At 71.2% G+C, this 15,093-nt stretch carries 11 protein-coding genes and 1 pseudogene; 5 read left to right on the top strand and 7 right to left on the bottom strand.

Features of this window, described 5'->3' with window-relative positions; translation table 11 throughout:
• Positions 1-36 precede the first annotated feature (36 nt).
• The 3 genes and pseudogenes from OG917_RS10930 to OG917_RS10920 all read right to left on the bottom strand — a co-directional run bounded on the left by OG917_RS10930 (position 37) and on the right by OG917_RS10920 (position 2,597).
• Positions 37-993 (bottom strand): oxidoreductase, encoded by a 957-nt coding sequence (locus OG917_RS10930; protein ID WP_328317377.1) that lies wholly within the window; start codon positions 991-993, stop codon positions 37-39.
• Positions 990-1,723 (bottom strand): annotated as a pseudogene (locus tag OG917_RS10925) (transporter substrate-binding domain-containing protein). The gene OG917_RS10930 and the pseudogene OG917_RS10925 overlap by 4 nt, the downstream one beginning before the upstream one ends.
• Before the next feature lie 88 nt (positions 1,724-1,811).
• Positions 1,812-2,597 carry an aminotransferase class IV gene (locus tag OG917_RS10920; protein WP_328317376.1) on the bottom strand — a complete coding sequence of 262 codons (786 nt, stop codon included), beginning with the start codon at positions 2,595-2,597 and terminating at the stop codon, positions 1,812-1,814.
• A 94-nt stretch (positions 2,598-2,691) separates the two neighbouring features.
• Between OG917_RS10920 and OG917_RS10915 the strand changes: the two genes are divergently transcribed.
• Positions 2,692-3,282 (top strand): NADPH-dependent FMN reductase, encoded by a 591-nt coding sequence (locus tag OG917_RS10915; RefSeq protein ID WP_328317375.1) that lies wholly within the window; start codon positions 2,692-2,694, stop codon positions 3,280-3,282.
• A gap of 18 nt (positions 3,283-3,300) precedes the next feature.
• Here the strand turns inward: OG917_RS10915 and OG917_RS10910 are convergent, their stop codons facing one another.
• Both OG917_RS10910 and OG917_RS10905 read right to left on the bottom strand, forming a co-directional pair.
• On the bottom strand, positions 3,301-4,020 hold the full coding sequence (locus tag OG917_RS10910; protein ID WP_328317374.1) for a SanA/YdcF family protein: 720 nt from the start codon (positions 4,018-4,020) through the stop codon (positions 3,301-3,303).
• Between the two features lie 146 nt (positions 4,021-4,166).
• Entirely contained in the window at positions 4,167-4,754 is a 588-nt protein-coding gene (locus OG917_RS10905; protein ID WP_328317373.1) for a dihydrofolate reductase family protein, read from the bottom strand.
• Positions 4,755-4,917: 163 nt separating this feature from the next.
• Here OG917_RS10905 and OG917_RS10900 point away from each other — a divergent pair, with 163 nt between their 5' ends.
• From OG917_RS10900 to OG917_RS10885, 4 genes are all read left to right on the top strand, one after another.
• On the top strand, positions 4,918-6,237 hold the full coding sequence (locus OG917_RS10900; protein ID WP_328317372.1) for a deoxyguanosinetriphosphate triphosphohydrolase: 1,320 nt from the start codon (positions 4,918-4,920) through the stop codon (positions 6,235-6,237).
• A gap of 151 nt (positions 6,238-6,388) precedes the next feature.
• Positions 6,389-7,651 carry an NAD(P)/FAD-dependent oxidoreductase gene (locus OG917_RS10895; RefSeq protein ID WP_328317371.1) on the top strand — a complete coding sequence of 421 codons (1,263 nt, stop codon included), beginning with the start codon at positions 6,389-6,391 and terminating at the stop codon, positions 7,649-7,651.
• 112 nt (positions 7,652-7,763) lie between these two features.
• Complete coding sequence (gene dnaG, locus OG917_RS10890) at positions 7,764-9,665, top strand: DNA primase (protein ID WP_328317370.1); 1,902 nt, start codon at positions 7,764-7,766, stop codon at positions 9,663-9,665.
• Positions 9,666-9,787: 122 nt separating this feature from the next.
• Positions 9,788-11,032 (top strand): RNA polymerase sigma factor, encoded by a 1,245-nt coding sequence (locus OG917_RS10885; RefSeq protein WP_443058938.1) that lies wholly within the window; start codon positions 9,788-9,790, stop codon positions 11,030-11,032.
• Between the two features lie 194 nt (positions 11,033-11,226).
• Here OG917_RS10885 and OG917_RS10880 read toward each other — a convergent pair whose 3' ends face one another.
• Together OG917_RS10880 and OG917_RS10875 are read right to left on the bottom strand one after the other, a co-directional pair.
• Positions 11,227-13,161: an ABC transporter ATP-binding protein gene (locus tag OG917_RS10880; protein WP_328317368.1), complete on the bottom strand. Its 1,935-nt coding sequence runs from the start codon at positions 13,159-13,161 to the stop codon at positions 11,227-11,229.
• Positions 13,161-14,894: an ABC transporter ATP-binding protein gene (locus OG917_RS10875; RefSeq protein WP_328317367.1), complete on the bottom strand. Its 1,734-nt coding sequence runs from the start codon at positions 14,892-14,894 to the stop codon at positions 13,161-13,163. Before OG917_RS10875 ends, OG917_RS10880 begins: the two co-directional genes overlap by 1 nt.
• Between the last annotated feature and the right edge of the window lie 199 nt (positions 14,895-15,093).

The raw sequence follows: 15,093 nt of genomic DNA, 5'->3' as shown, positions 1-15,093 counted from the left end.
GCGCCGGGGCGGGCAGCCCCCGCCCGGACGGTGTGCTCACACCCCGTCGCCTGCCGGGGAACCGAGGGTGTCGAGCCCCTCGTACGTCACCCCGGTGAGCTGCTCGGAAGCCGTCCAGAGCAGCTCACCCGCCCGGTCGTTCGTCGTCCACTTCGTCCGCCGGGACGGCCCCGGGGCGCCGCGCCACCCCAGGAAGGCAGGGCCGGTGAAGGAATCGGGCAGGATGCCCGGCGCGGTGGCCGCCTGGAGCGTGGGGAGCGCTCCGGCCTCGGCCGGCTGCGCGAACAGGCGGTTGCCGAGCTCCACCACCCGCTCGGCACCCTTGCGGCCCTCCATCCGCACCCCGGCCGTCTGGAGATTGGTACTCGCGTAACCGGGGTGCGCGGCTGCCGCGACGAGACGGGACCCGACCGCGTCGAGGCGCCGCGCCAGCTCGTGGACGAAGAGGAGATTCGCCGTCTTCGAACGGCCGTAGGCGACCCAGCGCCGGTAGTCACGCTCGCTGTTGAGGTCGTCGATGTCGATATTGGCGATCGCGTGGAGACCGCTGGACACGCTCACCACCCGGGCGCCCGGTGTGGCAAGCAGCCGGGGGATCAGCAGCCCGGTGAGGGCGAAGTGCCCGAGATGGTTGACACCGAACTGCGTCTCGAACCCGTCGGCGGTCGTGCCGTACGGGAGCGCCATCACGCCCGCGTTGTTGATGAGCAGATCGAGGCGCTCGGCCCGGAGGCCGGACGCGAACTCCCGGACGGACGAGAGGTCCGCGAGGTCCAGCCGTACGAACTCGGCCTCCGCTCCCGGCACTTCGCGCCGGATCAGCTCCTCGGCCTCTCTGCCGCGCGTCTCGCTGCGGCAGGCGAGGATCACCCGCGCGCCACGCCGGGCCAGCTCGCGTGCGGTCACGAGGCCGATGCCGCTGTTGGCTCCGGTGACCACTGCCGTGCGCCCGCTCTGATCGGGGATGTCGCTCGCGTTCCAGCCCTGGCTCATGGCCCCAGCGTACGGCCGGGCGGCGCGACCAGTGTGTCCGGCTGCTGCGCGCGTCGCAGCGCGTCCGCGATGAATCCGGAGGCCTTCAGCTCCTCGACGAGCTCCCGGAGGAACCCGGCGGTCTCCGGCCTGCGGGTCCCGGTCGTCCCCACCGCCTGCTGGATCTGCATGAAGCGGTCGTCGATCAGCCGGATGTCCGGGTGGCGCGAGACGTAGGCGGTCAGCGGCTGCCTGATGCCCGCCGCCTCCAGGCCCCCGGCGCGGAACGCGTCGACTCCCTCTTCTCCCCGGACGACGGTCGCGTGCCGGAGGGTGCGGGAGAGGAAGAGGTCATAGGCGGAGCCCCGCTTCACGCCGATCCGCACGCCCGCCCGGTCGACATCGGCCGCTGTGGTGAGGGGCGATTCCCGGGGCACCGCGTAGACGCCCTCGATCACTGCGTACGGCGCGGTGAAGGCGACCTCGGCCTCGCGTGCGGGATCGACGGCAGGAAGCAGATGTCGGCCCGGCCCGCCGTCATCGCCTCGTACGACTTGCGTGCCGCGTCGAAGCAGAGGAGCTCGACCGGAACGCCCAGCCGCGCGCCGATCTCCCGCGCGATGTCCACGGTGACGCCGCCCGGTGCCGTCGGCGGCCCCTGGGCCAGGACCGGATTGCCCAGATTGATCGAGGCCCGCAGGGTCCCGGCCGGCGCCAGATCCCGGGTGACGGCGGCAGTCGCGATTTTCATGCGGCGCAGTGCAGGACACCGCGCGGGCCAGGGATCCGGGGCCGTCCGCCGGGTCCGGATCCCGGCCCCGGGCGCCGGAGGGCCGGTACTACGGCAGGGTCCCGAGGTCGTCCCAGGGGGCTGCCGCGCAGGCCTCGGTGACCCTGCGCATCAGCTCTCCGTCGACCGTGAACTCCGTGGCGTCGATCCGGCGCACCGGTGCGATTCCCCGGGAGTTGGTCACGAAGGCCGACCGGTAGGCGCCCAGACCGTCCAGGGTCACCCGGCGGCGCACCGAGGGCAGCCTGGGCCCGATCAGCGCCATGGTGATGCCGGTCAGCGCCGGGGCGTCCGGCCAGACGACCGAAGTGCCGTCCCAGAAGGCGATGTTGGTCACCGCGCCCTCGGTGACCACCCCGCCCGGGCCGGTCAGCAGCGCGTCGTCGAAGCCCGCGCGGACAGCGGCCCTGCCGTAGTGGGTCTGGGCGAAGCTCCCGAGATGTTTGATGTGCGGGACGGGCCGCTGGTACGGGACGGACATCAGGCTCCGCGGTTCCCCCGACGGCACGGCGGGCGGCTTCACGGTGACCGTCACGGTGGCGGCCCCGTCCCCGTCGGGCCAGTGCACGTACACCCGCGCCGAGGCGTCCCGTACGCCCGCGCCCTCCAGCGCGTGGAGGATCAGGCGGCGGACGTGTCCGCCGTCGAGCCCCGCGCCGAACAGTTCGCGGGTCGCCGAGTCCAGCCGGGCGAGATGCAGCCCGAGGCCGCGTACCCGGCAGTCCCTGACCTGCATGGCTGTGAAATGGCCGTAGTTGAGGAAGGCAGGGACACCGAGGGGGGTGTCGGCGACGGGCCGGCCGTCGATCTCCATGTAGCCGCTCTCCAGGTGCATGGAGCCACGGTACGGACAAGGCGGGGGCGGGGGGAGTGGGCGTCCGCCGTGCGGTGCTTGACCTCAACCGTGGTTGATGTATGACGCTCTCTCCATGGACATCGCCACGCACCCCTTGAAGCTGACCGTCGTCGTCGCCAGCAACCGCACCGGCCGCTTCGGCCCCACCGTCGCCGACTGGTTCCTCTCCCGTGCCCGCCTCCGCGCCGACCTCGCCGTCGAGGTGATCGACCTCGCCGATGTAGAGCTGCCCACGGTGCTCTCCCTCGACCCGGCGCCTGCCGTACGCGAAGTGCTGGGCCGGGTCGGCCCCCGGCTGGACGCCGCCGACGCCTTCGTCGTCATCACCCCCGAGTACAACCACTCCTTCCCCGCGGCCCTCAAGAACCTCATCGACTGGCACTACGGCCAGTGGCAGGCCAAACCGGTCGCGTTCGTCTCGTACGGCGGCATCTCCGGCGGGCTTCGCGCGGTCGAGCAACTGCGGCAGGTCTTCGCCGAGATGCACGCGGTGACCGTCCGCGACACGGTCAGCTTCCACCACGCGCACGGGCACTTCGACGAGGACGGCACGCACAAGGACCCCGAGGCCCCGGACGGCGCGGCCAAGGTCATGCTCGACCAGCTCGTGTGGTGGGGACTGGCGCTGCGGGACGCCAAGGAGGTCCGCCCGTACGGGAGCTGACGCGGCAGCCGGGCGCGGTCAGCCCCCGCCCAGCGCCCGCGTCACGCCCTTCTCGTGCGGGCCGAGGAAGTGCGGGTCGGGCTTGAACACGGCGTCCAGGGCGGCCTTCCCCGCCGCCAGGACCTCGCGGGCGCCGCCGTAGTACCAGGTCACGTCGTGTGCGTCGGACACCCCGACGCCGTACGACTCGATGCCGGCCGACCGGCAGAGCGCGATGGCCCTGCGGATGTGGAAGCCCTGGCTGACCAGGACGGCCCGGCGGACCCCGAAGACCCTCCTGGCCCGCACGCACGAGTCCCAGGTGTCGAAACCGGCGAAGTCGCTGACGACTCTGCGGCCCGGCACCCCGTGCCGTACGAGATAGGCGCGCATCGAGTCCGGTTCGTCGTAGTCGGTCCTGCTGTTGTCACCGGTGACCAGCACCACCTTCACCGTGCCCGCCCGGTACAGGTCGATGGCGGCATCGAGCCGGTGCGCCAGGTACGGCGACGGCTGCCCCTGCCGGAGCCCCGCGCCGAAGACCACGGCGACATCGGCGGGCGGTACATCGGCCGTCGTCCGCACCCGGTCGCCCGCGACGGCGAACATCCAGGTGGCGGGGGTGAGCGCCAGCACGCACCCGAGCATGACGGCCTGCACGGCGCGCCGTCTGCCGCGCGCGGTCCTCGGCAGCCGGAGCCTGCCGGACCACAGGGGCGGGCGCGGCGGTCGTATGCGGGGCAGTGCGGGTCTGTGCATGGGTGGCCCTCCGACGCCGGACGTGTCGGAAGGTCGGACGCGCGGAAGGGGGCGTCCGGTTCGCTCCCGCGGTGGCTCACCGCCCGCAGGGACCGGCCGCAGGAACCGGCCGCAGGAACCCCCGCAGCCCCGGGCGGAACACCCTGTCACCGCAGCAGGTACGTCAGGTGGGTCACCCCGTCGCCCTCGGTCACCGTGGGTCCCTCCAGCGCGCGCGGCGTGTGCTGCAGGTTGTCGAGGAAGCGCACACCGGAACCGAGCAGCAGCGGCACCAGATCGACGTCCAGCTGGTCGAGCAGGCCGGCGTTGATGCACTGCTGGGTGAGATCGGCACTGCCGACGGTGACGGTCCTCTCTCCGGCCGTCGCCCTGGCCTGAGCGACGGCGCTCTCCAGACCGTCGGTGACGAAGCTCAGCGGCGTGTCCGCCCGGGGCCAGCCGTCCGGGATGCTGTGGCTGACGACGATGACCGGCCTGCCCAGGGGGTGCCCGCCGATCCAGCCGCCCGCCTCCTCGAACGTACGCCGCCCGTAGAGGAGCACACCGATCTCCGCCAGCCCCCGGTTCAGCCGCTGGGCGCTGGATTCGGACACCTTGAAGGTCATGTCCGGGTTGGCCGTCCTGACCGGGACGTCCCCGCTGCCGTACCACCGGAACAGCTGATCTACCCCGTCCGAAGGGTGGGAGACGAACCCGTCCAGCGACATGGACATGTTGGCGGTCACCTTGGCCATCGGTTCTCTCCGCTCTGCTCGGCCGCTCTCACCTCCACGTTCCTCCGGTGCGGGCGGTCCTGCGACCCGGAGGCACCGCGCGCGGCCCGGAGCTGCCTTCTCCTGAACCGCCGCCTGGCGGGCCCGGCCGCGTCCGCGGCCCGGGACTCAGTACTGTCGGGGCATGGAAGGCACCGCGTACACCCCGACCGACTTCGAGCGCTGGGACACCGAGCCGGACAAGAGGCCGGGGCGCACCGCCTTCCAGCGTGACCGTGCGCGGGTGCTGCACTCCGGCGCGCTGCGCCGGCTCGCGGGCAAGACCCAGGTGGTCACGCCCGGCTCGCTCCCGCAGGCAGGCGGCGGCGTCCGGGCGGGGACGGCCCCGTTCCAGATCTGGGACTCCAGCCCGCGCACCCGCCTCACACACTCCCTCGAATGCGCCCAGGTCGGACGGGAGCTGGGCGCGGCGCTCGGCTGCGACCCCGACCTCGTCGAGACCGCCTGCCTCGCCCACGACCTGGGCCACCCGCCGTTCGGTCACAACGGCGAGCTGGCGCTCAACGAATTCGCGGGCGACTGCGGCGGCTTCGAGGGCAACGCCCAGTCGCTTCGCCTGCTGACCCGCATCGAGCCCAAGCGGTTCGTCCGCTCGGAGACCACCGGTGAGCTGGTGAGCGTCGGTCTGAACCTCACCCGTGCCGCGCTGGACGCGGCCACCAAGTACCCGTGGCCGCGCGGCGCCCACCCCACCGAGCCGGGGTCGGTGAAGTTCGGGGTGTACGAGGACGACCTGCCCGTGTTCGACTGGGCCAGGAGCGGCGCCCCGGCCGACCGCAAGTGCTTCGAGGCCCAGGTCATGGACTGGTCCGACGACGTCGCCTACTCCGTGCACGACGTCGAGGACGGCCTGCACGCCGGACACATCGACCCCGGCTGCCTCACCTCCGGGCCCGAGAGGGACGCCATCATGGCGGTGGCCGTCGGCCGGTACGTGTCCGCCGACACGGACCCCGCCGAGCTCACCGGCGCACTCGACGGCCTCCTCGCCCAAGAGTGGTGGCCGCACGGCTACGACGGGACCGCCGTCGCGCAGGCCCGGCTGAAGGACGCCACCAGCCAGCTCATCGGACGGTTCTGCCTGGCTGCCGAGAGCGCGACCCGCGCGTCGTACGGCGCGGGCCCCCTCACCCGCTACGCGGCCGAGCTGGTCGTCCCCCGCAGGGCCCGGCTCGAGTGCGCCGTCCTCAAGGCCGTCGCCGACCGCTACGTGATGCAGCGCGAGGAGCAGGAACGGCTCCGCATCGACCAGCGCGTCGTCCTCGCCGAGCTGGCCGGGGCGCTCACGGCCCGCGCACCCGAAGGTCTCGACCCGCAATTCCGCGCACTGTTCGAAGCGGCACCCGGCGACCGCGACCGCAAACGCGTGATCGTCGACCAGATCGCCTCACTCACGGACACCTCGGCGCGCTCGCTGCACGCGCGGCTGACCGCCCGTCACTGAGGATGACCGTTCGCCGAACGGCTGTGTCCCCCATGCCACCATGACCGGCCATTCCTGACCGTGCGTGAGCCTCAACACCTCACACCTCTTCCCCCATCACACTCCGTGCGGGACGCTCGCAAGTGGCGCCAGCACTACAAGGAGGCATCAAGTGGTCGACGCACATCTGACGTTCGTCATCATCGGCGGAGGGCTCGCGGGGGCGAAGGCCGCCGAGACGCTCCGCACCGAAGGGTTCGCGGGCCGCGTGATTCTTATCGGGGACGAACGCGACCACCCCTATGAACGCCCGCCCCTGTCGAAGGGCTTCCTGACCGGCAAGGACGAGCGGGACAGCGTCTTCGTCCACGAGACGGCCTGGTACGCCCAGGCCGACATCGAGCTCCACCTGGGCCAGACCGTCGTCTCCATCGACCGCGCGGTCAAGGTCGTACGCCTCGGCGACGACACCGCCATCCACTACGACAAGCTGCTGCTGGCGACCGGAGCCGAGCCGCACCGCCTGGACATCCCCGGCACCGGCCTCGCGGGCGTGCACCATTTGCGCCGCCTCGCCCACGCGGACCGGCTGCGGAACGTGCTGTCCTCGCTCGGCCGGGACAACGGCCACCTGGTGATCGCGGGAGCGGGCTGGATCGGTCTGGAGGTGGCCGCGGCCGCACGCGGCTACGGAGCCGAGGTCACCGTCGTCGACCCGAACGGGACGCCGCTGCACGGGGTCGTCGGACCGGAGGTCGGGCAGATCTTCACCGACCTGCACACCCAGCACGGTGTCCGCTTCCACTTCGGTGCCAGGCTGACCGAGATCACCGGCCAGGACGGCATGGTCCTGGCAGCCCGGACCGACGACGGCGAGGAGCACCCGGCGCACGACGTCCTCGCCGCGATCGGCGCGGCCCCCCGCGTCTCCCTCGCCGAGGCCGCCGGGCTCGAACTGGCCGACCGGGCCGACGGCGGCGGGATCGCCGTCGACTCCTCGCTGCGCACATCCGACCCGGACATCTACGCGGCGGGCGACGTCGCGGCGGCCCGGCACCCGCTGCTCGGCAGGCGGCTGCGCGTCGAGCACTGGGCCAACGCGCTCAACGGCGGACCGGCCGCGGCCCGCGCGATGCTCGGCCAGGGTGTGGCGTACGACCGGATCCCGTACTTCTTCTCCGACCAGTACGACCTCGGCCTGGAGTACTCGGGGTGGGCGCCGCCCGGCTCCTACGACCAGGTGCTCATCCGGGGCGACGCGGGGAAGCGCCAGTTCATCGCCTTCTGGATGAAGGACGGCCGGCTGCTGGCCGGGATGAACGTCAATGTGTGGGACGTCACCGAACAGCTCCAGCGACTGATCCGCTCCGGCGCGAGGCTGGACCCCGAGGCGCTCGCGGACCCGTCGGTGGACCTGGCATCGCTGGGCACCTGAGGACCGGACGGGCACGTGCGGCCGGCCGGGATCCGCCCGGACCGGCCGCCGCCCCCACCGCCCGCACGGGCAGGCCGTACGGAGTGTCCGAGCCGGACCGTAGACTTCACCCGTGGCAGGCAGGATCAACGATGACGACGTGAAGGCGGTCCGGGACGCGGTCCCGATCGACGCCGTCGTTTCCGAGTACCTCCAGCTGAGGAACGCGGGCGGCGGGAACATGAAGGGCCTCTGCCCCTTCCATGACGAGAAGTCCCCGTCGTTCCAGGTGAGCCCGGCCAAGGGCCTCTTCCACTGCTTCGGCTGCCAGGAGGGCGGGGACACCCTCGCCTTCATCATGAAGATCGACCACCTCTCCTTCTCCGAGGCGGTCGAGCGGCTCGCGGGCACCGCGGGCATCACCCTCCGGTACGAGGAGGGCGGCTACACCCCCAACAGCCAGCGCGGCGAGCGCATCCGGCTGGTGGAGGCGCACAAGGCGGCGGCGCAGTTCTACGTCGAGCAGCTCGACGGCGCCGAGGCGGAGATCGGCCGGAAGTTCCTCGCCGAGCGCGGGTTCGACCAGGCGGCCGCCACCCATTTCAGCGTCGGCTACAGCCCGGCCGGCTGGGACCACCTGACCCGCTACCTGCGCGGCAAGGGCTTCTCCGACAAGGAGCTCATCACCTCGGGACTGTCGCAGGAGGCCCGCGGCGGCAAGCCCATCGACCGCTTCCGCGGCAGGCTGATGTGGCCGATCCGCGACATCAGCGGCGAGGTCGTCGGCTTCGGCGCCCGCAAGCTTCGCGACGACGACAACGGGCCGAAGTACCTCAACACCCCCGAGACGTCGATCTACAAGAAGTCCCAGGTCCTCTACGGGATCGACCTGGCCAAGAAGGACATCGCCAAGTCCAGCAGGGCCGTCGTCGTCGAGGGGTACACCGACGTCATGGCCTGCCACCTGGCCGGCGTGACCACCGCCGTCGCCACCTGCGGCACCGCCTTCGGCACCGACCACATCAAGATCCTCCGCCGTCTGCTGATGGACAACGGCAGCGCCCGAGTGATCTTCACCTTCGACGGTGACGCGGCCGGTCAGAAGGCCGCCCTGCGCGCCTTCGAGGACGACCAGAAGTTCGCCGCCGAGACCTACATCGCCATCGCCCCCGACGGGATGGACCCCTGCGACCTGCGGCTCGCCCAGGGCGACGAAGCGGTGCGCGGCCTGGTCGAACCGCGCACCCCGCTCTTCGAGTTCGCGCTCCGCCAGATCGTCTCGCGCTACGACCTGGAGACCCCGGCGGGCCGGGCGACCGCGCTCGACGAAGCGGCGCCCGTCGTGGCCCGGATCAAGAACAGCGCCTCCCAGCACGAGGTCGCCGTACAGCTGGCCGGCATGGTCGGCATCCTCGACACCCAGTTCGTGGTCAAGCGCATCAGCCAGCTCGCCCAGTGGGCCCGCGGACGCGGCAACGCGCCGGCGCCCTCGCGCGGCGGCCGGCCCCCGCAGCGGACCGAGGCGCCCCGGTCCGCGGCCGGCGGCCCCGCGCTCCACCTCCGCAGCCCCGCCCACCGCACCGAGCGCGAGCTGCTGAAGCTGGCGCTCCAGCGCCCCGAGCTGGTCTCACCGGCCTTCGACGCCTACGGGGCCGACGAGTTCACCGCCCCGCCGTACGCCGCGGTACGCCAGGCGATCATGGAGGCGGGCGGCGCCGAGCAGGGCATCACCGACTCCTTCGAGTACCTCACCCGTGTCCGCGCGGCCGCGCCGGACGACACCGTCCGCGCCGTGGTCACCGAGCTGGCCGTGGAGGCGATCATGCGCCGTACGGTCGACGAGCTGTACGCGGGTGAGCAGCTGGTCCACGTCCGGCTGCGCGCGGTCGACCGGCGGATCACGGACGTCCAGGGCACGCTGGCCCGGGCCTCCACCCAGGGCGACGCCGCCAAGTACGCGGCGGTCCAGAGCGAGTTGTGGACGCTCCAGCAGTACGGCCAGTCCCTGCGCAACCACGGCGCCGAAGCGCTCTGAGCCGGCCGGTCCGCCCGGCGGGCCTTGCGGTGCATCCGGGCCGGCCGCTGCCGTTCCCGTAATCGCCGGGTCACGGACCGGACTCAGAAAGTCACCGCACGCCTCTCGTGGCGCGCTGTGCCGTGCCTCACACTGGACTGCGGTGCAGCGGACCGACCGGCACACCGGGGGTGGGTCACCCCGCGGATCCGCTCACCGCACACGGGACGGACGACGGCACGGCCGCCGAAGTCCCGCTGCCGTACGCCCCCGATCCGGCAGTCATCCTGGAGGCCGCCCCCGTGCAGACCCGGACCCTGACCGAAACCGATGCGGCCCTGGCGGTCCCCCGGCAGGCCCCGCCCGCCGGCCACCCGGAGTCCGGACCCGGCCCGGGGCACCCCGCGCCCGGCCTCGTCGTGGAGGACCCGGACGACGCGCCCGCCCCCTCCCGGACCCGGACCGCGGATACCGCGGGCCCTTCGTCCGACCTCTTCCGCCAGTACTTACAGGAGATCGGCCGTATCCAGCTGCTCACGGCGGCCGACGAGGTGGACCTCGCGCGCCGGGTGGAAGCGGGTCTCTTCGCCGAGGAGCGGCTGGGGAGTTCGTCCGATCTCGACACCCGCCTCGCCGTGGACCTGGACCGTCTCGTGGTGCTCGGCCGGATGGCCAAACGACGGCTGATCGAGGCCAACCTCCGCCTGGTCGTCTCGGTGGCGAAGCGGTACGTGGGCCGCGGACTGACCATGCTCGACCTGGTCCAGGAGGGAAACCTCGGCCTGATCCGGGCCGTGGAGAAGTTCGACTACGCCCGCGGCTACAAGTTCTCCACGTATGCGACCTGGTGGATCCGCCAGGCGATGTCCCGCGCCCTGGCCGACCAGGCCCGGACGATACGGGTCCCGGTGCATGTGGTCGAGCTGATCAACCGGGTGGTGCGGGTGCAGCGCCGGATGCTCCAGGAGCGCGGATACGAACCGACGCCCCAGGAAGTCGCGGACCAGCTCGAACTCACCCCCGAACGCGTGGGGGAGGTACTGCGGCTGGCCCAGGAACCGGTCTCCCTGCACGCCCCGGTGGGGGAGGAGGACGAGGTGGCCCTGGGCGACCTCATCGAGGACGGCGACGCGGCGTCCCCGGTGGAGTCGGCGGCGTTCCTGCTGCTGCGGCGGCATCTGGAGGCAGTGCTCTCCACGCTGGGCGAACGGGAGCGGAAGGTCGTCCAGCTCCGCTACGGCCTGGTGGACGGGCGGCCCCGGACACTGGAGGAGATCGGACGGATCTTCGGGGTGACGCGGGAGCGGATCCGGCAGATCGAGTCCAGGACACTGAACAAATTGCGGGACCACGCGCTGGCGGACCAGCTGCGCGGCTACCTGGACTGAGCACGGCACATCGGCCCCCGCCGAGCCGGGCTCCAGCCCCCGGCGTTCGAGGAGCGGAGCGGGCCGCGGATACGCGGGAAGGCGCGGGGCGGAGAAGGCGCGGGCAGGGAAGGCGCGGGGCGGAGAGCGGGCCCGCCTCAGGCGCCCCGTACCCCGTCTCCGCCCCTCGCTCCTCGCCGGGAGTCCCGCCCCCGCTACTCCACCTCCACCACGGCCTGCGCGAACTGCGCCGCGTACAGCCGGGCGTACGCCCCGTCGGCGGCCAGCAGCTCCTCGTGCGAACCCTGTTCCACGATCGCCCCGTTCTCCATCACCAGAATCACGTCCGCGTCCCGGATCGTGGAGAGCCGGTGGGCGATGACGAAGCTCGTACGGCCGTGTGCCAGCCGCGCCATCGCCTTCTGGATGAGTACCTCGGTACGGGTGTCGACGGAGCTCGTCGCCTCGTCGAGTACCAGGATCACCGGGTCGGACAGGAAGGCCCGCGCGATCGTGATGAGCTGCTTCTCGCCCGCGCTCACCCCCGTGCCCTCGTCGTCGATCACCGTGTCGTAGCCCTCGGGGAGGGTGCGGATGAAACGGTCGGCGTGGGCCGCCCGTGCCGCCTCCTCCACCTCGTCGCGGGTGACGGTGCGCGCGGAGCCGTACGCGATGTTCTCGGCGATCGTGCCGCCGAACAGCCAGGTGTCCTGGAGCACCATGCCTATACCGGAGCGCAGTTCCTCACGCGTCATCGTCGCCACGTCGGTCCCGTCGAGCGTGATCCGCCCGCCGGTCACCTCGTAGAACCGCATCAGGAGATTGACCAGCGTCGTCTTGCCCGCGCCGGTCGGTCCGACGATGGCGACCGTGTGTCCCGGTTCGACCGAGAGCGACAGATCGTCGATGAGCGGCTTGTCGGCCTCGTAGCGGAAGGAGACCTTCTCCAGCGAGATGCTGCCGCGCGACGGGGCCGGGCGACCGGCCGCACCGGAGGAGGCTTCGGCGTCGGGCGTCTGCTCCTCCGCGTCGAGCAGTTCGAAGATCCGCTCGGCGGACGCCACACCCGACTGCACCAGGTTCGCCATCGAGGCGACCTGGGTCAGCGGCTGCGAGAACTGCCGCGAGTACTGGATGAAGGCCTGGACGTCGCCGATGGACAGCGTGCCGGAAGCGACCCGCAGTCCGCCGATGACCGCCACCAGCACATAGTTGATGTTGGAGACGAACATCATCAGCGGCTGCATGATGCCGCTGTTGAACTGCGCCTTGAACCCCGCCTCGTACAGGGCGTCGTTCTGCTCGCGGAAGGCCTCGGCCGACTCCGCCTGCCGCCCGAAGATCTTGACCAGGGCGTGCCCGGTGTACATCTCCTCGATGTGGGCGTTGAGCTTGCCCGTGACCTTCCACTGCTGCACGAACTGCGGCTGTGACCGCTTGCCGACCCGCGTCGCCACCAGTACCGACAGCGGTACGGTCACCAGCGCGACCAGGGCCAGGATCCAGGAGATCCAGAACATCATCGCCAGCACGCCGATGATGGTGAGCAGCGAGTTCATGAGCTGGCCCATGGTCTGCTGCATCGTCTGGCCGATGTTGTCGACATCGTTGGTCGTGCGGCTGAGGACCTCACCGCGCTTGGCCTTGTCGAAGTACGACAGCGGCAGCCGGGAGAGCTTCGCCTGGATCTCCTCACGCACCCTGAACATGGCCTGGTTGATGATCCGGGCCGCGAGCCGGGTGGTGACGAGCATCAGCAGACCCGCACAGGCGAAGGCCGCCAGCGCCAGCAGCAGGATCTGACCCACCTGCGTGAAGTCGATGCCCTTGCCCGGGGTGAAGTCCACGCCGGAGAGCATGTCGGCCATCGCGCCCTGGCCCCGGGCGTGCAGGGCCTTCAGCGCCTGGGCCTTGGTCGTCCCCGCCGGCAGCTGCCGGCCGATGATCCCGCCGAAGATCAAGTCGGTCGCCCGGCCGAGGATCTTCGGTCCGACGACCGAGAGGGCGACGCTGCCGATCACGGCCAGCAGCATCGCGAAAAGGGCGGGACGGTCCTGCGCGAGCAGCCGCAGCAGCCGCTTGCCCGATCCCTTGAAGTCCATGGACTTCTGGGTCGGTCCCGTCATCATGCGTCCACCAGGACCGGCCATCAGGCTGCCTCCGCCTCGGTCAGCTGGGAGAGCACGATCTCCCGGTATGTCTCATTGCCGTCCATCAGCTCGTGATGGCGGCCCGTCCCGACGACCCGGCCCTCGTCCATGACGACGATCCGGTCCGCGTCACGGATGGTCGAGACGCGCTGGGCCACGATCACCACGGTCGACTCCGCGGTCTCGCGCCGCAGCGCCGCCCGCAGCGCCGCGTCCGTGGCGTAGTCGAGCGCCGAGAACGAGTCGTCGAACAGGTAGATCTCCGGCCGTTGCACCAGCGTCCTGGCGATGGCCAGCCGCTGGCGCTGCCCACCGGAGACATTGGTACCGCCCTGGGCGATCGGCGCGTTGAGGCCGGCCTCCAGCTTCTCGACGAACCCCTTGGCCTGCGCCACGTCGAGCGCGTGCCACAGCTCCTCGTCGGTCGCGTCCGGGTTCCCGTAGCGCAGATTCGTCGCGACGGTCCCGGAGAAGAGATACGGCTTCTGGGGCACCAGGGACACCGTCTTGGCCAGCAGGACGGGGTCGAGCTCCCGCACGTCGGTGCCGTCCACCAGCACCTCTCCGCCGGTGGCGTCGAACAGCCGGGGGACCAGACCGAGCAGGGTGGACTTCCCGCTGCCGGTCGACCCGATCACCGCGGTCGTCTGACCGGGCAGCGCCTCCAGGGCGACCTCCCGCAGGACCGACGCCTCGGCGCCCGGGTACTTGAACCCGGCCCCGCGGATCTCCAGATGGCCGTGCCTGGCCAGCTCGGTGACCGGCGCGAGCGGCGGTACGACGCTGGAGTCGGTGCCGAGCACCTCCTGGATCCGCTCGGCGCAGACCTCCGCACGCGGCACCATCATGAACATGAAGGTGGCCATCATCACGGACATCACGATCTGCATCAGATAGGACAGGAACGCGGTGAGCGCCCCGATCTGCATCGCACCGCTGTCGATCCGGTGCGCGCCGAACCAGACGACCGCGATCGACGACACGTTCACCACGGTCATCACCGTCGGGAACATCAGGGCCATCAGCCGGGCGGTCCCCAGGGAGACATCGGTCAGCTCGGTGTTGGCGCCCTTGAAGCGCTCCTTCTCGTACGCGTCCTTCACGAAGGCGCGGATGACACGGTTGCCGGTGATCTGCTCGCGCAGCACCCGGTTCACCATGTCGAGCCGGACCTGCATCTTCCGGAAGAGCGGCCGCATCCGCCGGACGATCAGGGAGACCAGCACGAGCATGACCGGCACGACGGCGATCAGGACGAGCGAGAGCGGTACGTCCTGGCCGAGGGCCAGCACGATCGCTCCCACGCACATGATCGGCGCCGAGGCCATCAGGGTGAACGACATCAGGACCAGCATCTGGATCTGCTGGACGTCGTTGGTCGTGCGGGTGATGAGGGACGGGGCGCCGAAGTGGCCGACCTCGCGGGCGGAGAAGGACTGCACCCGGTCGAAGACACCGGCCCGGATGTCCCGGCCGAGCGCCGCGGCGGTCCTGGCGCCGAAGTACACGGCGCCCATGTTGCAGATCACCTGCACCACGCTGATGGCGACCATGAGACCGCCGAAGCTCAGGATGTAACCCGAGTCACCCTTCACGACACCGTTGTCAATGATGTCCGCGTTGAGCGTGGGCAGATAGAGGGTGGCGCACGTCTGGAGCAGCTGAAGCAGCGCCAGCAGGGCCATGGGTTTCTTGTACGGACGCAAGTAGGTCCGCAGAAGTGATATGAGCACGTGCAGTCTCTCGGGTCGGCGGTCCGGCGGGGGCTTCCGGCAGGGGCAGGGCTGGGCGGGGACGGTGTCCGGCCAACCCAGTTTCCGGCACCGCACGACCTGAAACGAACCGTTTTCCTCAAACCGCGGTCAAGAACACGGCCGGGCCGCGGCGGGCCGTGATCCGGCTCACCGCCCGGCCGTGATCCGGGATCCCGCC

Origin of the sequence: Streptomyces sp. NBC_00388 (assembly GCF_036061255.1) — a bacterium.
Lineage (GTDB): Bacteria > Actinomycetota > Actinomycetes > Streptomycetales > Streptomycetaceae > Streptomyces.
This window is presented reverse-complemented; position numbering and strand designations above follow the sequence as displayed.